The organism is Bradyrhizobium sp. IC3123, from assembly GCF_020193625.1.
In the GTDB taxonomy this organism is placed as follows: domain Bacteria; phylum Pseudomonadota; class Alphaproteobacteria; order Rhizobiales; family Xanthobacteraceae; genus Bradyrhizobium; species Bradyrhizobium yuanmingense.
Map to the genome: position 1 here is coordinate 1 of NZ_JADYVF010000008.1, position 19,570 is coordinate 19,570.

At 65.1% G+C, this 19,570-nt stretch carries 21 protein-coding genes; 7 read left to right on the plus strand and 14 right to left on the minus strand.

Annotated elements, in window-relative coordinates; genetic code table 11:
- Nucleotides 1–145: 145 nt before the first annotated feature.
- The 3 genes from I6F20_RS24240 to I6F20_RS24250 all read right to left on the minus strand — a co-directional run bounded on the left by I6F20_RS24240 (nucleotide 146) and on the right by I6F20_RS24250 (nucleotide 2,021).
- Entirely contained in the window at nucleotides 146–1,306 is a 1,161-nt protein-coding gene (locus I6F20_RS24240) for a winged helix-turn-helix domain-containing protein (RefSeq protein ID WP_225128112.1), read from the minus strand.
- A 111-nt stretch (nucleotides 1,307–1,417) separates the two neighbouring features.
- Entirely contained in the window at nucleotides 1,418–1,666 is a 249-nt protein-coding gene (locus I6F20_RS24245) for a hypothetical protein (RefSeq protein WP_036035285.1), read from the minus strand.
- A gap of 118 nt (nucleotides 1,667–1,784) precedes the next feature.
- The gene (locus tag I6F20_RS24250) at nucleotides 1,785–2,021 is read right to left on the minus strand and encodes a hypothetical protein (RefSeq protein WP_225128381.1); all 237 of its coding nucleotides are present in this window, start codon (nucleotides 2,019–2,021) and stop codon (nucleotides 1,785–1,787) included.
- Between the two features lie 372 nt (nucleotides 2,022–2,393).
- Between I6F20_RS24250 and I6F20_RS24255 the strand changes: the two genes are divergently transcribed.
- A complete protein-coding gene (locus I6F20_RS24255) occupies nucleotides 2,394–3,035 on the plus strand; it encodes an OmpA family protein (RefSeq protein WP_225115083.1) in 642 nt (213 codons plus the stop codon).
- A gap of 55 nt (nucleotides 3,036–3,090) precedes the next feature.
- Here I6F20_RS24255 and I6F20_RS24260 read toward each other — a convergent pair whose 3' ends face one another.
- Nucleotides 3,091–4,380: a phospholipid carrier-dependent glycosyltransferase gene (locus I6F20_RS24260; protein ID WP_225128113.1), complete on the minus strand. Its 1,290-nt coding sequence runs from the start codon at nucleotides 4,378–4,380 to the stop codon at nucleotides 3,091–3,093.
- Nucleotides 4,381–4,571: 191 nt separating this feature from the next.
- On the opposite strand from I6F20_RS24260, the gene I6F20_RS24265 reads away from it, so the two are divergent.
- Nucleotides 4,572–5,273: a FecR family protein gene (locus I6F20_RS24265; protein WP_057026234.1), complete on the plus strand. Its 702-nt coding sequence runs from the start codon at nucleotides 4,572–4,574 to the stop codon at nucleotides 5,271–5,273.
- 2 nt (nucleotides 5,274–5,275) lie between these two features.
- On the plus strand, nucleotides 5,276–6,460 hold the full coding sequence (locus I6F20_RS24270) for a hypothetical protein (protein WP_192893325.1): 1,185 nt from the start codon (nucleotides 5,276–5,278) through the stop codon (nucleotides 6,458–6,460).
- Between the two features lie 160 nt (nucleotides 6,461–6,620).
- Here the strand turns inward: I6F20_RS24270 and I6F20_RS24275 are convergent, their stop codons facing one another.
- From I6F20_RS24275 to I6F20_RS24285, 3 genes are all read right to left on the minus strand, one after another.
- A complete protein-coding gene (locus I6F20_RS24275) occupies nucleotides 6,621–7,109 on the minus strand; it encodes a VOC family protein (protein WP_225112442.1) in 489 nt (162 codons plus the stop codon).
- 34 nt (nucleotides 7,110–7,143) lie between these two features.
- Entirely contained in the window at nucleotides 7,144–7,572 is a 429-nt protein-coding gene (locus tag I6F20_RS24280; protein WP_225112441.1) for a VOC family protein, read from the minus strand.
- A gap of 130 nt (nucleotides 7,573–7,702) precedes the next feature.
- Nucleotides 7,703–8,221: a cupin domain-containing protein gene (locus I6F20_RS24285; RefSeq protein WP_036024770.1), complete on the minus strand. Its 519-nt coding sequence runs from the start codon at nucleotides 8,219–8,221 to the stop codon at nucleotides 7,703–7,705.
- Nucleotides 8,222–8,349: 128 nt separating this feature from the next.
- On the opposite strand from I6F20_RS24285, the gene I6F20_RS24290 reads away from it, so the two are divergent.
- Nucleotides 8,350–8,568 (plus strand): CsbD family protein, encoded by a 219-nt coding sequence (locus I6F20_RS24290; protein WP_036013900.1) that lies wholly within the window; start codon nucleotides 8,350–8,352, stop codon nucleotides 8,566–8,568.
- Nucleotides 8,569–8,728: 160 nt separating this feature from the next.
- On the opposite strand, the gene I6F20_RS24295 is transcribed toward I6F20_RS24290, so the two are convergent.
- The 5 genes from I6F20_RS24295 to ggt form a co-directional block, all read right to left on the minus strand.
- Entirely contained in the window at nucleotides 8,729–9,193 is a 465-nt protein-coding gene (locus tag I6F20_RS24295) for an FKBP-type peptidyl-prolyl cis-trans isomerase (protein ID WP_036024769.1), read from the minus strand.
- 62 nt (nucleotides 9,194–9,255) lie between these two features.
- Nucleotides 9,256–11,547, minus strand: coding sequence for a xanthine dehydrogenase family protein molybdopterin-binding subunit (locus I6F20_RS24300; RefSeq protein WP_225128114.1), 2,292 nt, complete (start codon nucleotides 11,545–11,547; stop codon nucleotides 9,256–9,258).
- Between the two features lie 2 nt (nucleotides 11,548–11,549).
- Nucleotides 11,550–12,566, minus strand: coding sequence for an FAD binding domain-containing protein (locus I6F20_RS24305; RefSeq protein ID WP_225112439.1), 1,017 nt, complete (start codon nucleotides 12,564–12,566; stop codon nucleotides 11,550–11,552).
- 4 nt (nucleotides 12,567–12,570) lie between these two features.
- Nucleotides 12,571–13,185, minus strand: a complete 615-nt coding sequence (locus tag I6F20_RS24310) for a (2Fe-2S)-binding protein (protein WP_036013925.1) — start codon at nucleotides 13,183–13,185, stop codon at nucleotides 12,571–12,573.
- A 167-nt stretch (nucleotides 13,186–13,352) separates the two neighbouring features.
- A complete protein-coding gene (ggt, locus tag I6F20_RS24315; protein ID WP_036024766.1) occupies nucleotides 13,353–14,939 on the minus strand; it encodes a gamma-glutamyltransferase in 1,587 nt (528 codons plus the stop codon).
- A 196-nt stretch (nucleotides 14,940–15,135) separates the two neighbouring features.
- Here ggt and trhO point away from each other — a divergent pair, with 196 nt between their 5' ends.
- Nucleotides 15,136–15,903 carry an oxygen-dependent tRNA uridine(34) hydroxylase TrhO gene (trhO, locus tag I6F20_RS24320; RefSeq protein ID WP_225128115.1) on the plus strand — a complete coding sequence of 256 codons (768 nt, stop codon included), beginning with the start codon at nucleotides 15,136–15,138 and terminating at the stop codon, nucleotides 15,901–15,903.
- Nucleotides 15,893–16,111, plus strand: a complete 219-nt coding sequence (locus tag I6F20_RS24325; protein WP_036024763.1) for a SlyX family protein — start codon at nucleotides 15,893–15,895, stop codon at nucleotides 16,109–16,111. The genes trhO and I6F20_RS24325 overlap by 11 nt, the downstream gene beginning before the upstream one ends.
- Before the next feature lie 6 nt (nucleotides 16,112–16,117).
- Here the strand turns inward: I6F20_RS24325 and I6F20_RS24330 are convergent, their stop codons facing one another.
- Together I6F20_RS24330 and I6F20_RS24335 are read right to left on the minus strand one after the other, a co-directional pair.
- The gene (locus tag I6F20_RS24330; RefSeq protein ID WP_036013907.1) at nucleotides 16,118–18,019 is read right to left on the minus strand and encodes a diguanylate cyclase; all 1,902 of its coding nucleotides are present in this window, start codon (nucleotides 18,017–18,019) and stop codon (nucleotides 16,118–16,120) included.
- A 174-nt stretch (nucleotides 18,020–18,193) separates the two neighbouring features.
- The gene (locus tag I6F20_RS24335; RefSeq protein WP_036013926.1) at nucleotides 18,194–18,409 is read right to left on the minus strand and encodes a hypothetical protein; all 216 of its coding nucleotides are present in this window, start codon (nucleotides 18,407–18,409) and stop codon (nucleotides 18,194–18,196) included.
- A gap of 106 nt (nucleotides 18,410–18,515) precedes the next feature.
- On the opposite strand from I6F20_RS24335, the gene hemE reads away from it, so the two are divergent.
- Complete coding sequence (gene hemE / locus I6F20_RS24340) at nucleotides 18,516–19,550, plus strand: uroporphyrinogen decarboxylase (RefSeq protein WP_225128116.1); 1,035 nt, start codon at nucleotides 18,516–18,518, stop codon at nucleotides 19,548–19,550.
- The last annotated feature ends 20 nt before the right edge of the window (nucleotides 19,551–19,570 follow it).

Here is a 19,570-nt window from a genome sequence, read left to right on the forward strand (position 1 = left end):
GCCGCAGGAAAAGCGCACAGCGTCGCCCTGATCGCTTGCGCCAGGAAGCTCCTTATCTACGCCAACACCGTTGTTGCCCGAGGTACGCCCTGGCGTGAAAATACCGCCGCAACTTAATGGTTGCTACAAGACTGCCGTCGGAGCCTCACTCCGCCAGTTGAAACCGCTCGAAACGGTCGAGCTCCTCCTCGATCACGCGCTTCAGCTCCTTGCGGCCCGCCGTCTTCCTGCCCTGCCCGACCCAGGTCCATTTCTGCATCAACAGCTTCTTGTTCTGCCGGTCGGTCTTGAGATCGAGCGCGGCGACGATCTCGTCGCCGACCAGCACGGGCAGCGCGAAATAGCCGAGCTTGCGCTTGGCTTTCGGCACATAGGCTTCGAACAGGTGGTTGTAGCCGAAGATGAGGTTGGTGCGCTTGCGCTGGATGATCAGGGGATCGAACGGCGAGAGGATGTGGACGAGATCGGGCGACACCTCATGCGGCTCAAGCGCTGCGGGCGAAGCCCAGTGCTCCTGCTTACCGGCGCCCTCGATCGCGACGGGCACGAGCTCGCCGCGGCGGACGCGCGAGGCGATCAGGCGCGCGACCGGCTTCTTGCTGGGCGCATCGAGATGGCAGACCGAATCGAGGCTGACCACGCCCTGCGAGCGCAACGCGCGGTCGAGCAGATAGGCCGTGATCTCGCTTGCCGGCGCCGGCTTCGGCAGCCTGTCCCAGCCGAAATGACGCGTCGTCAGCTCGTAGGTCTTGAGCATGCCTTGGCGCGCGCTGATGGTGACCGCCCCGGTATAGAAGGCGAGCTGCAGCGCCCGCTTCGAGGGCTTGCGGCTCTGCCACAGATGCTCCTTCTCGACGAGCACGTCGTCGTCAATGTCACGGATCGTCAGCGGCCCGCCGCGCAGCAGCCGCATCACCTTGCGCGTGTCGGCCGGCTTCACCGCGGCGAACCATTTGTGCCCCTCGCGGCGGTGCTCGCGCATCGCCGGCAGGAAGAAGCGGAAGTCGTTCGCCGGCACGTAGGAGAGCGCGTGCGTCCAGTACTCGAACACGGTCTTATCGATGCTCTGGGCCTGGCGCAGATCGGCGCGGCGGTAGGTCGGGATCCGGCTGAACAGGATGTGGTGATGGCAACGCTCGATGACGTTGATGGTGTCGATCTGCACATAGCCGAGATGGGCGACAGCGGCCGAGACGGCCTCTGCGCCTTCGCCGAACGGAGCGCGGTCGGTCAGCCGCTGGGCATGCAGCCAGATCTGCCGGGCCTGTGTCGTCGAGAGCGGAAGCGGTTTGGACGTGCGGGGCATTGCAGCGTGCAATGTAGCGGGATTCGCCGCGAGGCAAAGAAGCAGGGACGCGAAAAAGCCGCGCTGCCATCTGCTGGCAGCGCGGCCATGACGTGTGGGATCGGCGGAAGCCTACTTCTTCATCGCCATCGCCTTCTCGGCGCTCATATAGTGCTTGCACGCTCCACGCATGTTGCCCTTGCTCATGTCGGAATTGGCCGCGGCCATCGACTTCCTCGCCGCGATCTTGGCGGGCGTGTCTTCGCCGCCCATGCCGGCAACGAGCTTTGCCATGTTTGCACTGGTGCACGCCATCTTGGCGGCGGATGCGGGGGACAGAGCAAGTGCGGCGAATGCCGTCGCGAGCAACAGGGTCTTCATCAAGTTCTCTCCTCGAGTAGGCAGCCGGCCTGATGCCGGCCAACGCACCGCCATTCTTCAGCCACAAGTTTGCAGGGAAAAGACAATTTCGTTGCTGCGCTGCAGTGATACCCGCTTTTCAGCGTGCGGCTTTTGGGCGCTCCCCGACGCTGCCGGTGGCGACCTCCGGGTCGCAGATGGCCTTGCCACGTCCTTCTGCCTGGCAGCGATAGACACTGCCGGTGAGGCGATCGACCAGCCAGACGTTCTCGTCTGTCGGCCCTTCGAGCCCGACATAGCGGTTGGTCAGCCCGGTGATCAGGGTCGACAGCAGGATGGCCACCGCGATCATCGCCGCACCGATATAGATGGGCATTGCGTTCAGGGTCACTGTCCGATCCGGCGGGCCGCTGCGATGGAATTGATAGTCGCGCTGATAGTCACTTGGCCTCGGCACAGGACGGAACTCGGCTCCCCTCGCGTCAAATTATCGAATGATTGAAGTGTGTTAGGCGGACATCTGGACGAATTCTTGTTCGCGGGCGGGCGGTGAGGCGACGCCTTTGCGACGTTCGGGTTTCCCGGAACCCAGTACGGCCGGCTCTAAGCAAACTGTGAATGATCGAACCGGACCACAGTGCCCTCGGCTCGCCGCTTCCAATGTGACCAAGATCACATCAGAGCCGTTGAACCTGCCCTACGCTCGCAGCATCAAATCGCCATCAGGCGTAACAGCGAGGATACCACCATGACCCATTTCAATAAGTCTTTTGGACTGACGGCGATCACCCTGACAGCCGTCCTGTCGATGACGGCCGGCCTTGCGCTGGCTGGCGACAACAACATCTCCGCCGGCCAGATCGTCGATGCGCTGAAGCCGAAGCCGGCGACCCGCGGCCTGTCCGTTGGCCCCCAGACCGACACGACCGTGCAGGCCAAGGAGGCGACCTTCCTGAACACCGTGCGCAACCGCTCGACCCGGTCGCTCTCGACAGGCGAGCGCGAGCAGATCGCCGAGCTCGCTGCCACCAAGCCGAAGATCGATCTGGAGATCCAGTTCGACTACAACTCGGCCGACATCGCCAAGACCTCGATGGCCTCGGTGCAGGCGCTCGGCAAGGCGCTGTCCGATCCGGCGCTGAAGGGCTCGACCTTCGTGGTCGCCGGCCACACCGACGCGACCGGTGGCGAAGCATACAATCAAGGTCTCTCCGAACGGCGCGCCGACACCATCAAGAAGTACCTGATGCAGAATTACGGCCTCAACGGCAACGATCTCGTCACCGTCGGCTACGGCGAGACCAAGCTGAAGGATGCCGCCAACGGCGCTGACGCCATGAACCGCCGGGTCCAGGTCGTGAACATGGACACCAAGACCGCAGCGAAATGATTCTCGGCTCCTGGAGTAAAACACGCCGCCTGCCGCAGCCCGGCGGGCGGCGAACTCATATCCAGCTTTGGAACAGCATCAGCCGGTTGAAGCCCCCCATCGAGGTGCCGACGAAGGCCGCGGAAATCGGCAGCATCACCGCAAAGCCGGCCGCCGCGACGCCGACATAAGCCCACAACAGCCAGCGCGGCAGACCCTCGCGGCGCAGCACATAGACCAGTGCCAGGGACGCCGCGGTCGCGGCCGGCAGATAGTAATAGATGAAGCCCAGCGTGCGCGGCAGCAACGCCCAGGCGAGCCAGGGACCGAAATAGAATGTGGCGATCAGGAATGCATCCCAGCGCCGCGCCACGATGAAATCGCGCAGCACCATGGCGAGTGCAGGCAGAGCCGGCCACAGCACGAGCGGATTGCCGAGGAAGACGATCGCGGCGATGTGGTCCTCCGCGGTCTTGTCGAACAGGAACCAGACCGGGCGCGCGAGCAGCGGCCAGGACGGCCATGCGCTCATATAGGTGTGGCCGGCGATGGCCGTCGTGGTGTTGTCGGCAAAGATCCGCCGCTGCGCCTCGATCAAGTCCGGCAGCGATAACCCGTAGAGCGGAACGAAGGCGGCAAGATAAGCCAATGCCGGCAGGACGGCGAAGCAGAGCGCGACATGATGCAGCTTCAGGCCGGGCCAAAGCTCCGGCCGATACCAGTCGTCCGGCTTCGCGTCGGCGAACAGCGTATGCCAGCCCTGCATCAGGCGGATCACCGCAACAATGACGATGCAGACGCCGAGCGGGAACAGGCCGCTCCATTTACACGCGGCCGCAAGGCCGAACAGGCTGCCCGCCACCGCGAACAGCGCTTGCGGCCGCTCTCTGCGAAACCCATGCATGAAGGCGGCGGTGGCGAGCAGGCCGAAGCCGAGCGCAAAGACATCGAGCATCGCGATGCGCGCCTGGACGTACAGCATCTGGTTGAAGGCTGCGATCAGCGCGGCGGCGATCGCCGGCCCCTGCGCGGCGAACAACGCGAGTCCGCACAGATAGATCGCGACGATCGCGAGCGCGCCGAACAAGGTCGCGGGATAACGCCATCCAAGCGCGTTGTCGCCGAACGTTGCGATCGATGCCGCGATCATCTCCTTGGCCAGCGGCGGATGCATCGGATTGAGCATCGGCTGCGACATCGCGGGCGTCAGCATCTGGCGCGCCGCCGGCACGTAATGCACCTCATCGAACACGAATTTTTCCGGCGTGACGACGCCGATCAACAGCGCCAGATGCGCGACCAGGAAGATCGCGACAGCAATCACTGCACTCCGCGACACCTCAGGAACCGCAGGCAATTCGCGCATCTTTTCTGGGGCTGTCTTGCGTGGCAAATTGGCTTCACCGCGGAGAAAAATAAACTGCTTCCCGTCATTGAACGCATTCTGCCGCAACTGTCACTAAGCATGACGCAGGTCCTGCGCCGCTTGTGATAATTCCGCCACATCAGAAGCGCGCGCGATCCGGTACGATCAGGGACACATCGATCGGTTGCGAAATGAATTTGCGTTTTTGCCTTTTCTCCACACTGCTCACGGCCGCAATCTGTGCGGCATCCGGCGCCGAAGCGCAGACGCGCGTCGGCCAGGCTGTCGTCATTCAGAACGAAGTGGTGCGCGTCGCCGCGACCACGACGCCGATCAATGTCGGCGACAGCATGCTGCGCGACGAGACCGTGCGAACCGGCGCCGACAGCGCGGCGCGTTTCGTGATGGCCGACAGCACCAATCTATCACTGGGGCCGAGCGCCACGCTGAAGCTCGACCGCACCGTCTTCAACGACGAGCACAGCTATCGTGACGTCGCGATCCGCATGACCACCGGCGCCTTCCGCTTCGTCACCGGACGCTCCGACAAGGCCGCCTACAAGATCACGACACCGCTCGCCACCATCGGCGTGCGCGGCACCACGCTCGACATTCTCTCGCAGCGCGGGCGCTCCGTCGTTGTGCTTCAGGACGGCGCGGCCAGCGTGTGCACGAAGAGCGCCCAGTGCGTGCAACTCACCCAGCCCGGCGACACCGCCATCATCACCTCGACTGGCGGCAAGGTGAGCATCACCAAGAGCAACACGCCGCCCTGGACCTTCGCCGCCAATTGCGCCGCGAGCGCCGGGTTGTGCGCAGTCAACCAGTATGCCGGCGCCTCGCCGACCATCACGCCTGCCGTCGAGGACGACGCCATGCTGTGCGGGCGCTGACGATGGCGAAATTCACCGTTCGGCGCCTCATCCTTGCCGCTGCGCTGGCCGCATCTGCGGCGTTTGCGCTCGTCACGTTCGATGCCCGCCCGGCGGCTGCACAGGCCTCGGAGTGCGGGTCCGAGTGCGGTGAACCAGAGCCCACTCCGTCCCCAACCTATTCGCCGTCGCCATATCCGTCCCCGACCTATTCCCCGTCGCCGAATCCCTCGCCCACGCCGACCCCCTCCCCATCGCCCAGCCCCTATCCGTCGCCTTCACCGAGCCCGGCTCCGTCGCCGTCGGGACCGACGGGCGCGGATTCCAGCGGCAATTCGATCGGCGGCCTTGCCAATCAGCGCTTCAATCAGATGATCACCAACCGGGTGCTCGGCACCGTGCTGCTCGGCGTCAACGAGCAGATCAATTGCGGCGACTGCATCAGCGCGTTCGGCTCGGCCGGCTCGTTCTCGGCCGGCATCCATGGTCGCAAGGCGCTGACCAACAATCTCTCGCTGCTCGCCGGCATCGCCTATACGCACTACGAAGGGCGCGGCTACGAGATCACGAGCGCACCGATCGGCGCTTTCGCGCTGCGCTACGACTTCACCGACTGGGGCTCGTCGCGCCCGTTCTTCGACGTCGGCGCGATCCTGACGCCATGGGAGAAGGCGCGCTACACGCGCAGCTACGACACCAGCCTCGGGCCGGTGACCGTGACGAGCTCGACCAACGCGTCCAACTACGCCGTTTACGGCCGCGCCGGCTGGATGAGCCGCCTCTCGCCGCGCGACGAGGTCGCGGCCTCGATCGAGGTCTGGCAGCTCTGGCAACGCGTCTCCGGCTATCGCGACAGCGCGGTGGCGTTCAATCCGTTCGACGCCAGCATCGCTGATGGCACCGACCGCACCAGCCTCGTCAAGATCGGCGGCCAGTGGACGCATCTGTTCGGCAGCAGCATCGAGACCAACATCAATGGCGGCTGGGTGCAGTCCTTCGCCAGCCACAGCGGCATCGTCGCCACAGTGACCGGCCAGGGCACGGTGGTGCCGACCATGGGTAACCAGGGCTGGTTCGAATATGGCGGCCGCCTCGGTTTCCGCGTGCAGAAGGGCTGGATCGTGGACCTCTTCGCCAACGGCACGCTGGGCCCGCAGCCGGTCGGCAACACGATCCATGGCGGCGTGGGGCTGCGGATTAATTATTAGCCGGCGAGAATCCCGCCTCACATTCCGCTGTCATGCCCCGGCTTGACCGGGGCATCCAGTACGCCGCGGCCCATCGGTTTAATCACTGCCGTCTCGGAGTACTGGATCGCCCGGTCAAGCCGGGCGATGACAGTGAGTATGTGGCGAGAGCGACCTGCCCTCACGCCGCCGACTTGCCCTCGAACGCGCGCCGCAACACCTCGACATCCAGCTTGACCATCTTCATCATCGCGTGCATCGCGCGCGCGGCTGCGGCCTTGTCCGGGCTCGACAGGAACTCGAACATCACCTTTGGCACGATCTGCCAGGCCACGCCCCAGCGATCTCTCAGCCAGCCGCACTGCTCCGCCTTGCCGCCATGGGCGAGGAACGCGTTCCAGACACTGTCGACCTCTGCCTGGTCGTCGCAATGAATCATCAGCGAAATGGCGTGGGTGTATTCCATCTTCATGCCGCCATTGAGCGCGACCAGCTTCTGTCCGGCCACGGTGAACTCGACGACGAGCACGGAGCCTTCCTTGCCGGAGGGGCCGTCCGAAACGTTGCGCTGAACGTGTGTGATCGCCGAATTCGGGACCAGCGAGACGTAGAATTTTGCAGCGTCCTCGGCATCGCCGTTGAACCACATGCAGGGCACGAGCTTGGACATGGTGAATGCTCCTCTTGAGGTCTGCTGTTTCGGCTCAGGCGTTCGCCAGGTCGGGCTGCAGAGGGGCGGCTGAAAGGTCCATCCAGTTCACGCCCCACATGTGGCCGTCCGGATCCTCGAAGCTGCGGCCGTACATGAAGCCGTATTCGTCCTTCGGGCTGGGATCGGCAACGCCTCCTGCAGCCTCCGCCCTGCCAACGATGTCATCGACCTCGCTGCGGCTGTCCGCGGACAGGCAGAACAACGCTTGGTTCGAGGTCCTGGCGTCCGCGATCGGCTTCGGCGTGAACTGGCGGAATTTGTCGTGGGTCAGCAGCATGGCGAAGATGGTCTCGGAAAAGACCATGCAGCTCGCGGTCTCGTCGCTGAATTGCGGGTTCTTGACCGCGCCGACCGCCTCATAGAAGGCAGTCGCGCGCTTGAGGTCGGTCACCGGCAGGTTGACGAAGATCATCTTGGGCATCGGAAGCTCCTTGGCGGGGTTCTGGCCAAGGACGGATGGCCAGGCCGCCATCCGACATCACTTCCGACAAATTTTTCGGACCCCGACTGCGGGGGCCCTGTCGCGCCGCTCTCCGCGCCCCTGAAGGGACTTACTTCTTCTCGTTGGGATCCCGGTGCACCGGGTCGATCCACAGCACGGTCTCGGGCTTCTCGACCGGCTCAATGTCGAGGTTGATGGCCACCGCCTCGCCGTCGCTGCGCACCAGCACGCATTCCAGCACCTCGTCCGGGCTGGCGTTGATCTCCTGGTGCGGCACGTAGGGCGGGACGAAAATGAAGTCGCCGGGGCCGGCTTCCGCGGTGAATTGCAGGCTCTCGCCCCAGCGCATGCGCGCCTTGCCCTTCACGACATAGATGACGCTTTCGAGATGGCCGTGGTGATGCGCGCCGGTCTTGGCATCCGGCTTGATGCTGACGGTGCCCGCCCACAATTTCTGGGCGCCGACGCGGGCGAAATTGATCGCGGCCGCACGGTCCATGCCCGCTGTCGACGGCACGTTGGTATCGAGCTGATTGCCGGGAATGACCCGCACGCCGTCATGTTTCCAGCGGTCATCATGATGATGACCATGGTCATGGTGGGAATGCGAATGGTCAGGGCCGGTCATGGGACTTGCTTTCTGTTGGTTCCGTGCGCGGCAAACTAACCCAAAGCCGCAGCCGCAAGCCATGCCAAAATCGGAACCCTCGTAGCCATCAGGCGTTGTCATTCCAAGCAAATCGAAAGGAGATTTCCATGGGCAGCACGACCGACAAGATCAAGGGCACCGCCAACGAGGCGATCGGCAAGGCCAAGCAGGGCGTCGGTGAAGCCACCGGATCCGATCGGATGAAAGGCGAAGGCGTGGTGCAGGAAGTGAAGGGCAAGGGCCAGCAGGCCATGGGCGATGCCAAGGACGCCGCGAAGGATGCGATGGATCGCGCCGCCGCTGCGGCTCGCCGCGCGGCGGAGTGACGCGCGTAAGATTGAAAGTGAAAAGACCGGCCCTAAGGCCGGTCTTTTGCTTGTATCGATTTCATCCGTCATGGCCGGGCTTGACCCGGCCATCCACGTCTTGACCGCGGGGCACGAAGATCGTGGATGCCCGGGACGAGCCCGGGCGTGACGACGTCAGTTATTTCACCGCGAGCAATTCCACGTCGAACATCAGCGTCGCGTTCGGCGGGATCACGCCGCCGGCACCGCGGGCGCCGTAGCCGAGCTGCGGCGGGATGATCAGCGTGCGCTTGCCGCCGACCTTCATCGAGGCAACGCCCTCGTCCCAGCCGGCGATGACGCGGCCCTTGCCGATCGGAAACTCGAACGGCTCCTTGCGATCGACGGAAGAGTCGAATTTCTTGCCCTTCTGGCCGTTCTCATAGAGCCAGCCGGTATAGTGCATCACGCAGATCTGGCCAGGCTGCGGCGAGGCGCCGGTGCCGACGGTGGAGTCGATGATCTGCAAGCCTGAAGCTGTGGTCATGGTCTTTCCTGCGGTCTGGGCCGAGGCCGTTGTGGAAACGAAATGCGACACGTTGGCGATCACGGTGATCGCGAGTGCCGACATCAGGGCGAGGAGCGCGCGCTGGAAACGCTGCATAAAACACCTTCCGTTTGAGGCGGGAGGTGTCTAACCCAAGGCGGTCGCCGTTTCCACCCCCTTTAGAGCTCGATATCTTCGAGCCGGACCGGCAGCCTGCGGATACGCTGTCCCGTGGCATGGTAGACCGCATTGCAGATCGCAGCATTGGTGCCGACATTGCCAAGCTCGCCGAGGCCCTTCACGCCGACGGGGTTGATGCGATCATCCTCCTCGGAGAGCAGAATGACCTCGACACCGGGCACATCGGCATTCACGGGCACGAGGTAATCGGCAAGATTGTCGTTGACGTAGCGCGCATTGCGCTCGTCGATCTCGGTGGCCTCGAGCAGCGCCGAGGACATGCCCCAGATCAGGCCACCCATGAGCTGGCTGCGCGCGGTGCGCGGATTCATGATCCTGCCTCCCGCGAACGCGCCGACCAGGCGGGGGCAGCGGATCTCGTGCGTGAAGCGATTGATGCGGACCTCGACGAACTCGGCGCCGAAGGCATAGGCGATCTGGTCCTTCATTTGATGGCCGCCGATCAGCCGGACCTGCCCGCTGTGCATGGCCCTGAAGGAATCCAGCGGCGCGCCCTCCGGCTTCCACTCGCCATATTCTTCGACCACGCCGACGCCGAGCGCATCGAACGCCTTCTCGATGTCGAGCGAGCGATCGCCCTTGGCCGCCTGGGTCGAGGGAGCCGGGCTGATGCCGACGGTCTCCTTGGCCTTGTCGGCAAGGCTGTCGCTGGGCATCAGCGCCTTGAACAACCGCTGTCGGATCTGATCGCACACCATCATCACGGCCGAGCAGGTGCTGGCAGTAGAATTGGAGCCGCCGGCAACCGGCGCGGGCGGCAGGTCGCTATCGCCCATGAAGACCGCCACCTTCTCAAGGGGCACGCCGAGCCGCTCGGCAGCCGTCTGGGCGATGACGGTGTAGGCGCCGGTCCCGATCTCATGGCCAGCGATCTCGACGCGCGTGCGGCCGTCGCGCTGCAGGCGCACGCGCGCGGCGGACGGTCCCGCCAGCGTCGGATAGCACGTGGCGGCGCAGCCGTAGCCGATCAACCAGTCGCCATCCGACATCGATTTCGGCTGTGGCGAGCGCTGCGACCAGCCGAACGCCTTGGCGGCTTCGTCGAAGCACGCCATGAGCGATCGCGACGTGTAGGGCTTGCCATCGATGGGATCCCTGGTGGCGTCGTTGATGCGGCGAAGCTCCACCGGATCCATGTTCAGCTTCACGGCGAGCTCGTCCAGCGCGCTCTCCAGCGCGAACAGGTACGGCACCTCGGGGGGCGAGCGCATGAAGCCCGGCGTGTTGCGATCGGCACGCACGATCGAGACCAGACTATCCACGTTCGGGCAGGCATAGAGGCGGGTCGTGGTCTTGGTGCCGCCGACGCAATAGGCGTCGGGGCGCGAGGAGACTTCGGCCCCCTCATGCCTCAAGGCGACCAGCCTGCCGTCGCGGCTCGCACCAAGTTTGATCTCGTGACGGGTCTCGGCGCGATGAGTGGTAATGGTGAAGCCCTGGTCGCGGGTCGGGACCAGCTTGATCGGACGGTTCAGGCGCCTGGCCATGGCGGCGATGATGGCGGTGCGCGGCGTCATCGAACCTCGCGAGCCGAATCCGCCGCCGACATAGGGATTGACCACGCGCACCTTGTCGGCGTCGATCCCGAGCTGCTCTGCCACGCCGTTCTTCAGGCCATGGACATACTGGCTGCCCTCGTAGATGACGAGATTGTCGCCCATCCAGGTGCAGCTGGTCGTGAACAGCTCCAGCGGATTGTGATGCTGCGTCGGCGTCTCGTAGGAGGCGGTCAGCTTGACCTCGGCCGCGTCGAACGCCTTGGCGAAATCCCCGACCTTCGGGTCTTCCTTGAACTGCGAGTTTTGTCCTTTCGCGGCGGCTGTCGTCGTCCCCGGCGAATCGAAAGTCGCGCTGGGCGTAGCAGCGCTATAGCTGACCTTGACGCGGTTGGCCGCTTCGCGCGCGGTCTCGTAACTCTCCGCCACCACTACGGCGATGATCTGGCCGTCATGGGCGATCTCGGCCGATTTCAACGGCTGGATCGTGGTGCCGGCATAGCCGCCATTGCTGTACAGTTTCGACTCCTTCAGTTTCGGGGCGTTCTCGTGCGTGACGATGTCGATCACGCCGCGGACGCGCTTGGCATCGTCGAGGTCGAAGCGGTCGATCCGGCCCTTGGCGATGGCGCTGGTGACCAGGAATGCGTAGGCCGGATTGTCCAGCGGCATGTCCGAGGCATAGGTCGCCCGCCCCGTCACCTTTGCGGCCGCATCATAGCGCGGCACGGGCTGCCCCATATTCGTCCTTGGCCCGGGAGCTGCAGCGGTCATGGTCAGATCTCCATCGTTACGGCCTGCTGGAGCGCGCGTGCCACGACACGCTTGCCGAGCGCGATCTTGAAGCTGTTGTGCCGGCGCCCGCGGGCGTCTGCGAAAGCTGCATCGGCGACGCGCTGTGCCAGAGCTTCGTCGAACCTCTGTCCCTTCAACAGCGCCTCGGCCTCACGCGCCCGCCACGGTACGGTGGCGACGCCACCGAGCGCGACGCGCGCGTCGCGGATCGTGCCGTCTTGGACGTTGAGCGCGATCGCGGCTGACGACAGCGCGAATTCGTAGGATTGCCGGTCGCGGGCCTTCAAATACACGGAGCGTGGCCAGCGGCCGGAGATCGAGAACGCCGAGATCAGCTCGCCGGGCTGAAGCGCAGTCTCGATGTCGGGCGTGCTGCCTGGTGCCCTGTGAAGCTGCGCGAACGGCATGCTGCGCGTACCGGCCTTGCCGGTGATCTCGACCATGGCATCGAGCGCGATCAGCGCCTGCGCGAAATCGCCAGGATACGTCGCGATGCACTGATCGGAGGTCCCGAGCACCGCATGCATGCGGTTAACGCCGTCCATTGCGGCACAGCCGGAGCCTGGATTGCGCTTGTTGCAGTTCTCATAGGAGACATCGCGGAAGTAGTTGCAGCGCGTCCGCTGCATCACGTTGCCGCCGAGCGTTGCCATGTTGCGCAGCTGGGCGCTCGCGGCGAGCTTCAGCGAATCCGCGATCACGGGATAGCTGCGCTGGATCTCGGCGTGCGCGGCGACGTCGGACATCTTGGCGAGCGCGCCGAGGCGCAAGCCGTCGCCGCCTGGCGCGATCGCCGACCAGGCGGGGGCCAGCGGATTGATGTCGACGATCGCGGTGGGTCTCATCACGTCGAGCTTCATCAGATCGATCAGGGTGGTGCCGCCGGCAAGCGGCTGCGCCGCCGCCTTCGTCAGCGGATTGTTTGCAGCTGCGGCGACGCCGAGCGCCTGCACGGCCATGTCGGGGTCTGATGCCCTTTGATACGAAAACGGTCGCATGCGCCTAGCCTTTCATGATCTCGGGCGCGGCCTGCTTCACGGCAGCGACGATATTGGGATAGGCGGCACAGCGACAGATGTTGCCGCTCATGTATTCGCGGATGTCGGCCTCGCTGCCGGCATGGCCCTCCTTCACGCACGCGATCGCCGACATGATCTGACCGGGCGTGCAATAGCCGCACTGGAACGCATCGTTGTCGATGAAGGCCTGCTGCATCGGATGCAGGCGGTCGTCGGTGGCGAGGCCCTCGATGGTCGTGATCTCCTGCCCTTCGGCGGCGAGGGCCAGCGTCAGGCACGACACCACGCGGCGATCGTCGATCAGCACCGTGCAGGCGCCGCACTGGCCGTGGTCGCAGCCCTTCTTGCTGCCGGTGAGCTTGAGATGTTCGCGTAAGGCATCGAGCACCGTGGTGCGCGCATCGATGCTCAGGCGCTTGTCCTTGCCGTTGACGCGCAGCGTGACCTCGACGGGAAGCGACGGATCCTGCGCGGCCGGCGCCCGGGCATCCTCCGACGCCGCGCGCGCCGTGATCGGGATCAGCGCGCTGCCCGCCGCGCCGGTCATGAAGGCCCGCCGGTCGAATCCGGATGATCTGGAACCTGGTTTGTCGGGCATGGCAGGCCTCCGCCGCTGATCTGCAAAGCAGCGCACGCCTGCACCGCTCATCGCCCCTTAACCTGGAGCAATGGGCGCAGTTCCGGATGAGAGAAGGGCGGCGCAGCAAATGCCGCGCCGCCCTTCGTCAACTTTTCCTGATCTTGCGTGGGGAACTGCGCCGGCGATCAATAACCCAGCGCGCAGCCGTCCTTGCGCGGATCGGAGCCGCCGGTGAGCGTGCCCTTGTCCCAATCGATCCAGATCGCCTGGGCGCCGCCGAGCGGGCCGACCACGCTGGTGGTCTTGTGGCCGAGCTTCTTCAGGCCCTCGACGACGGCCGCCGGCACGCTGTCCTCGAGCTGATACTGTCCCTCGTAGTGCAGGCCGCGCGGCATGTCGATCGCCTCCTGCACGTCGCAGCCGTAGTCGAGGATGTTGGTCAGGAGATGAGTCTGGCCCGTCGGCTGGTACTGGCCGCCCATGACCGCGAACGACATCGTGGAACGGCCGCCCTTGGTGAGCAGGCCCGGCATGATCGTGTGCAGCGGGCGCTTGCCGCCTTCGATGCAATTGGGATGGCCCGGCTGGATGCGGAAGCCGCCGGCGCGATTCTGGAACAGGACACCGGTCTTGTTCGAGACAATCGCCGAGCCGAAGGAATGCGCAACCGAATTGATGAACGAGCAGACGTTGCGGTCCTTGTCCACGACCGTGATGTAGATGGTCGAGGGATTCATCGGCGGCGCGACGTTCGGCAGGTCGAGCATGCCGTCCAGGCGGATCTTGCTGATGTACTCGTCGGCAAAGCCCTTCTCGAGCATCTCGGCGACGTTGATCTTCATGTGCTCGGGAGAGGCGACATGCATCTCGCGGTTCATGTAGGCGATGCGTGCCGCTTCCGCTTCGAGATGGAAGCGCTCGACGCTCACGGGCGCGTACTTGGTCAGATCGAACCGCGACAGGATGTTGAGCATCAACAGCGCGGTGACGCCCGGGCCGTTCGGCGGGCACTGCCAGACGTCATAGCCCTTGTACATGGTGCCGATCGGCGTGGTCACTTCGGTCGTGTGCGCGGCGAAATCGTCGAGCGTGTGCAGGCCGCCGATGCCCCTGAGGGTCTCGACCATGTCCTCCGCGATCTCGCCCTTGTAGAACGCGTCGCGGCCGTCCCTGGCGATCGCGCGCAGCGTCTTGCCGAGCTCGGCCTGGCGAATGACGTCGCCGGCGACCGGCGGCTGGCCGCCCGGCAACAAATAGCGCACGGTGTTGGTACCGTTCTTCAGCTTCTCGAACTGGTTCTTCCAATCGAAGGCAATGCGGGGCGCGACGACATAGCCTTCCTCCGCTGCCTTGATCGCGGGCTGGAGCAGCCGGTCGAAACCGAACTTGCCGTGATCGCGCAGCACGGTCGCGAAGGCATCGATCACGCCAGGGATCGAGACCGCATGCGCCGAGGTGAGCGGCACGGAATTGATCTTGCGTTCGAGATACCAGTCGGCATTCGCCGCCTTTGGCGCGCGGCCGGAGCCGTTATAGGCGACGATCTTGCCCTCGCCCCGCGGCTGGATCAGCGCAAAGCAATCACCGCCGATGCCGGTCGATTGCGGCTCGATCACGCCGAGCAGGGCCGAGCCGGCAACCGCCGCGTCCACCGCGGTGCCGCCCTCGCGCAGCACCTCGATCGCGGCGAGCGAGGCCTGCGGATGCGAGGTCGCCACCATCGCGTTGGTGGCGTGGACCGTGGACCTGCCGGGGAAATGGAAGTTTCTCATCGAATGTCTTGCTCTCTTGGCCGTCGGCGCGGTTGGCGCGCCATCTCGAAAACCGCGTCTACATGGCACATTCCCGCCCCGCGGGGCAATGCTGGCATACCAGGAAAATGGCTGCTATCCGCTGGGCGTATGGACCTTTTGCAGGCTCTTGCGATGCGGGTTTTCCGGGCGCGAGCCGCCTGCTAAACGAGCGGCCATGACGTCGAGCAATACGCCTTACAAGGTCTGCGCCTTCTATCAATTCGTCGCCCTCCCGGATTACCGCGAGCTGCGCGAGCCGCTGCGCGCCTGCTGCGCCGGCCTTGGGCTGAAGGGCAGCGTGTTGCTGGCGCAGGAGGGCATCAACGGCACGGTCGCCGGCGCACCGGAGGCGATCGAGGCCTTCGCTCACGGGCTCGCACGCGGCGACATGTTCGGCGGCAGGCTCGACAATCTCGAATTGAAATTCTCCGCCGCGGAGGCGATGCCGTTCGGACGGCTGAAGGTGCGGCTGAAGAAGGAGATCGTCACCCTGGGCGATGCGGCCGCCGATCCGACGCGTCAGGTCGGCACCTATGTCGATCCGCACGAATGGAACGCGCTGATCGCAGCACCCGATACGCTCGTGCTCGACACCCGCAACGCCTTCGAGGTCGCGATGGGCACGTTCGAGGGCGCGCTCGATCCCGGCATCAAGAGCTTCGGCCAGTTCAAGGACTTTGCCGCCGAGCGGCTCGATCCGGCACGGCACCGCAGGATCGCGATGTTCTGCACCGGCGGCATCCGCTGCGAGAAGGCGAGCGCGCATCTGCTCGCGCGCGGCTTTGGCGAGGTCTATCACCTCAAGGGCGGCATCCTGAGATATCTGGAAGACGTGCCGGAGGCGGAGAGCCGCTGGCGCGGCGAATGCTTCGTGTTCGACGAGCGCGTGGCGCTCGGCCACGGCTTGCGCGAGCGAAACAAGGACGTAACGCGTGACGAATGAGATCAAGACGCTGAGCGAGCGCATCGACACGCTGGAGACGCGCCTCGCCTATCAGGACGATACGATCGAGACGTTGAACCAGACCATCACCGCGCAGTGGAAGCAGATCGACAGGCTGACGCGGCAGATCACCGAGCTTAATGCTCGGCTGCAGGACGCCGAGGCAAATGCGCCAGGGCCTGCCAACGAGCCTCCGCCGCATTACTGAACGGTGTTACTGGCCGGACGCCTTGGGCAGCAGATCCATGACCTCGCCGGACATCACCAGGCGGTTGCGGCCTGCGGCCTTGGCGGCATAGAGCGCCCGGTCGGCAGCTTCGACCAGCGCAGCGACCCCCGCGGTTCGTTCGAACGCCGGCCGGCAGGCTGCGCCGCCAAGCGAAGCGGTGACGCATCCAGCCGCCTCATTGCTGCCATGCGCGAGGCCGGCCTCGTGAATGGCGTTGCGGATCCGTTCGCCGATCCGGGCGCAGCCGGCGGCATCGATGTTCGGCAGCAGCATGGCGAATTCCTCACCGCCGTAACGCGCCGCCAGATCGCCGGCGCGCTGCGCTTCGGCCGCGATGATCTTGGCGATCAGGCGCAGGCAGGCATCGCCCGCGGGATGGCCATATTCGTCGTTGTAGGCCTTGAAGTGGTCGACATCAATCATCAGCAAAGCAAGGCTGGAGCGGTCGCGATAGGCACGCGCCCATTCCTCCTTCAGGCGCTCGTCGAAGCGGCGGCGATTGGCAAGGCCGGTGAGGCTGTCCTCGATCGCAAGCGTCTCGAGCCTGGTTTCCAGCCTCTTGTGCTCGGTGATGTCGCGGGAGATCGCGACCACGCCATCGACCTGGCCATTGTCCTTGCGCGTCACCCGCATGGTCGATTCGAGCCAGATCTCGCCGTTCTGCCGATGCGAGTTGCGGTAGGTGAGACGCGCCTCCTCCTTCTCACCGCGCTTCATCGCGTCGACGATCGCCTGGACTTCCGGCAGGTCCTCCGGATTGATACCCGCAAGAGCCGGCGTGCCGATCAGTTGATTGGGACGCCAGCCGACGATGCGGACCGACGAGGGCGAGACATAACGCAGTCGCTCATCGAGGCCGATCCGCGTCACCATGTCGCTGGAGCCTTCCGCGAGCAGGCGGAAATGCGCCTCCGTCTCGGTCAGCGCGACAGCCATGCGCTGGCCGCGCTGCAACTGCCGCACCAGCACGCCGCCGATGACTGCGATCAGCATCACCAGCGCGAACACGTAGAGCATGCGGGAGATCGCCGCCGCGCGCCACGGCGCGAGCAGCTCGTCCTTGTCGACGGTGGCGAGCAGGAGGAGCGGGAACCGACCGCTGCGATTGAAGAAGCTGACGCGTTCGACACCGTCCAGCGACGAGGTGAAATGATGGGCGCCGCTCGGCCGTTGCAGGCTCGGCTCGCGGAACAACGGCTTGTCGGCGACGCTGCGCCCGACGAATGTCTCGTTGCTGGGATTGCGCGCGACGATCAGTCCGTCGCCATGCGCCAGTGACACGGAGCTGTTGCGGCCGATCTCGAACTGCTTGTAGAAGTGCGACAGATAGTTCGAGCTGATGGTCGCGAGCACCACGCCGCCGAAGCTGCCGTCCTGCTTGCTGAAGCGGCGTGACAGGGTGACGACCCATTCGCCGTCCAGCAGGCTCTTCACGGGACGGCCGACATGGGCCTCGCGCTTCGGCGAGAGCTGGTGATGTCGGAAGAAGGCATCGTCGCTGAAGGTCGTGCCGATCGTACCGGGTGAGGTCAGCCAGTTGCCCTGATCGTCGATGATGGCGAGGCTGTGAATGCGCGCGATCGCCTTCTTGCGCACATCCAGCAAGGTGCGCAGCTTCGCGATCGTGACCGGTGCGGTGCCGTCCATCTCCAACCGGCTGACCACGCCGACGACACCGGAATCCAGGAGATCGAGGCTGTCTTCGGCATGCTGGGTCAGCGAACGGGCCACGTTCGCCATCTCCATCTCGGCGGCCTTGAGCACCGCATCGCGTGCCGTCCATTCACGCCAACCGCTGACGCCGAGGATCGTCGCGCAGGTCAGCGCCACGAAGGCCGCCGCGCGCAGCGGCAGGCGGCTCCATCCGGCTCGTTGGGTAGCGCTCATGTGGCAGGGTTCTCCGATCGTTCGGAAACCTCTGCCGCTTCTGTTATTTAATTCTGAAATCGCTACCAGACTACGCGGCGCTTTCAGCCCTTTCCAGTAGTCTTACGGACGCGGCGATCGGTGCATCGCTAACAAGACATTAGCGGGCCGATCGGAATCCGGCGCCCGCCGCCGCTAGCTGAAGATGGCCTTAACCTTGGCCCAGAGCGAAGGATGCTCGGCATCGGCGTCGGCCTTCGAGGGCGTCGGCTGCGCCACGCTCACGGGATCGGACGCTGGGAACGTGTCCCTCAGCCCGTCGTCGAGCTTGGACTGCCGATCGGCAGCGAGCGCCTCGCGCAGGTCTTCGGCGTGCTTGTCGTGCGGCGCGGGATTGAATGTCTCAGCCATGATCTCCTCCATTGGCTGGTCAACGCGGCCCGATCATCCAGGTTCCCCTGTTCCGCTGCGGGCCGCGGCGGTGTATCAGGAAGCACAACCTGCTTCAGGACCATTCGTGCCCCAGTCTTCGACGAAACCCTTCATCGACGTCCTCTCCGGCCAGCGCCAGACCGTCCCGCCCATGTGGATGATGCGCCAGGCCGGGCGCTACCTGCCGGAATATCGCGAGGTGCGCGCCAAGGCGGGCGGCTTCCTCGATCTCTGTTTCAACCCGGAGCTTGCCGCCGAGGTGACGCTGCAGCCGATCCGGAGGTTCGGTTTCGATGCGGCGATCATCTTTTCCGACATCCTGGTGATCCCCTATGCGCTCGGACGTTCGGTGCGGTTCGAGGTCGGCGAGGGCCCGCGGCTCGAGCCGCTGGACGATCCGGCCAAGGTGGCGACGCTGGCGCCGCGCGCCGATTTCGGCAAGCTCGAGCCGGTGTTCGACGCGTTGAAGATCGTGCGCGGCGCGCTCGATCCCAGGACCGCGCTGATCGGCTTCTGCGGCGCACCGTGGACGGTGGCGACCTACATGGTCGCAGGCCACGGCACGCCGGACCAAGCGCCGGCCCGGATGATGGCCTACCGCCATCCGGAAGCTTTTTCGCAGATCATCGACGTCCTGGTCGAGAACTCTATTCAGTATCTGCTGGCACAGCTCGACGCCGGGGCCGACGCGTTGCAGATCTTCGACACCTGGGCCGGCGTGCTGCCGCCGACCGAGTTCGCGCGCTGGTCGGTCGAGCCGACGCGGCGCATCGTCGAGGGCGTAAGGGCCAAGGTGCCGGACGCGAAGATCATCGGCTTCCCGCGCGGCGCCGGCGCGCAGCTCCCCGGTTACGTCGAGGCCACCGGCGTCAACGCCGTCAGCATCGACTGGACCGCGGAGCCTGCCTTCATTCGCGAGCGGGTGCAGAGCAAGGTCGCGGTGCAGGGCAATCTCGATCCACTGGTGCTGATCACGGGCGGCGCCGCGCTCGATGGCGCGGTCGACAACGTGCTGGCCAATTTTGCTGCCGGGCGGCTGATCTTCAACCTCGGCCACGGCATCCAGCCGGAGACGCCGATCGCCCATGTCGAGCAGATGATCCGGCGCGTGCGGGGGTGATTTGTTTTGCTGCTTCGGGC

What these genes read in the sequence shown, in the direction of transcription:
- I6F20_RS24310 (WP_036013925.1), bottom strand. Translation starts at nt 13,185, where the DNA reads ATGCCCGACAAACCAGGTTCCAGATCATCCGGATTCGACCGGCGGGCC.
- I6F20_RS24270 (WP_192893325.1), top strand. Translation starts at nt 5,276, where the DNA reads ATGGCGAAATTCACCGTTCGGCGCCTCATCCTTGCCGCTGCGCTGGCC.
- I6F20_RS24245 (WP_036035285.1), bottom strand. Translation starts at nt 1,666, where the DNA reads ATGAAGACCCTGTTGCTCGCGACGGCATTCGCCGCACTTGCTCTGTCC.
- I6F20_RS24295 (WP_036024769.1), bottom strand. Translation starts at nt 9,193, where the DNA reads ATGCAGCGTTTCCAGCGCGCGCTCCTCGCCCTGATGTCGGCACTCGCG.
- I6F20_RS24240 (WP_225128112.1), bottom strand. Translation starts at nt 1,306, where the DNA reads ATGCCCCGCACGTCCAAACCGCTTCCGCTCTCGACGACACAGGCCCGG.
- I6F20_RS24330 (WP_036013907.1), bottom strand. Translation starts at nt 18,019, where the DNA reads ATGAGCGCTACCCAACGAGCCGGATGGAGCCGCCTGCCGCTGCGCGCG.
- I6F20_RS24265 (WP_057026234.1), top strand. Translation starts at nt 4,572, where the DNA reads ATGAATTTGCGTTTTTGCCTTTTCTCCACACTGCTCACGGCCGCAATC.
- I6F20_RS24290 (WP_036013900.1), top strand. Translation starts at nt 8,350, where the DNA reads ATGGGCAGCACGACCGACAAGATCAAGGGCACCGCCAACGAGGCGATC.
- I6F20_RS24280 (WP_225112441.1), bottom strand. Translation starts at nt 7,572, where the DNA reads ATGCCCAAGATGATCTTCGTCAACCTGCCGGTGACCGACCTCAAGCGC.
- I6F20_RS24250 (WP_225128381.1), bottom strand. Translation starts at nt 2,021, where the DNA reads ATGCCCATCTATATCGGTGCGGCGATGATCGCGGTGGCCATCCTGCTG.
- I6F20_RS24335 (WP_036013926.1), bottom strand. Translation starts at nt 18,409, where the DNA reads ATGGCTGAGACATTCAATCCCGCGCCGCACGACAAGCACGCCGAAGAC.
- I6F20_RS24300 (WP_225128114.1), bottom strand. Translation starts at nt 11,547, where the DNA reads ATGACCGCTGCAGCTCCCGGGCCAAGGACGAATATGGGGCAGCCCGTG.
- I6F20_RS24305 (WP_225112439.1), bottom strand. Translation starts at nt 12,566, where the DNA reads ATGCGACCGTTTTCGTATCAAAGGGCATCAGACCCCGACATGGCCGTG.
- I6F20_RS24275 (WP_225112442.1), bottom strand. Translation starts at nt 7,109, where the DNA reads ATGTCCAAGCTCGTGCCCTGCATGTGGTTCAACGGCGATGCCGAGGAC.
- I6F20_RS24285 (WP_036024770.1), bottom strand. Translation starts at nt 8,221, where the DNA reads ATGACCGGCCCTGACCATTCGCATTCCCACCATGACCATGGTCATCAT.
- ggt (WP_036024766.1), bottom strand. Translation starts at nt 14,939, where the DNA reads ATGAGAAACTTCCATTTCCCCGGCAGGTCCACGGTCCACGCCACCAAC.
- I6F20_RS24260 (WP_225128113.1), bottom strand. Translation starts at nt 4,380, where the DNA reads ATGCGCGAATTGCCTGCGGTTCCTGAGGTGTCGCGGAGTGCAGTGATT.
- trhO (WP_225128115.1), top strand. Translation starts at nt 15,136, where the DNA reads ATGACGTCGAGCAATACGCCTTACAAGGTCTGCGCCTTCTATCAATTC.
- I6F20_RS24255 (WP_225115083.1), top strand. Translation starts at nt 2,394, where the DNA reads ATGACCCATTTCAATAAGTCTTTTGGACTGACGGCGATCACCCTGACA.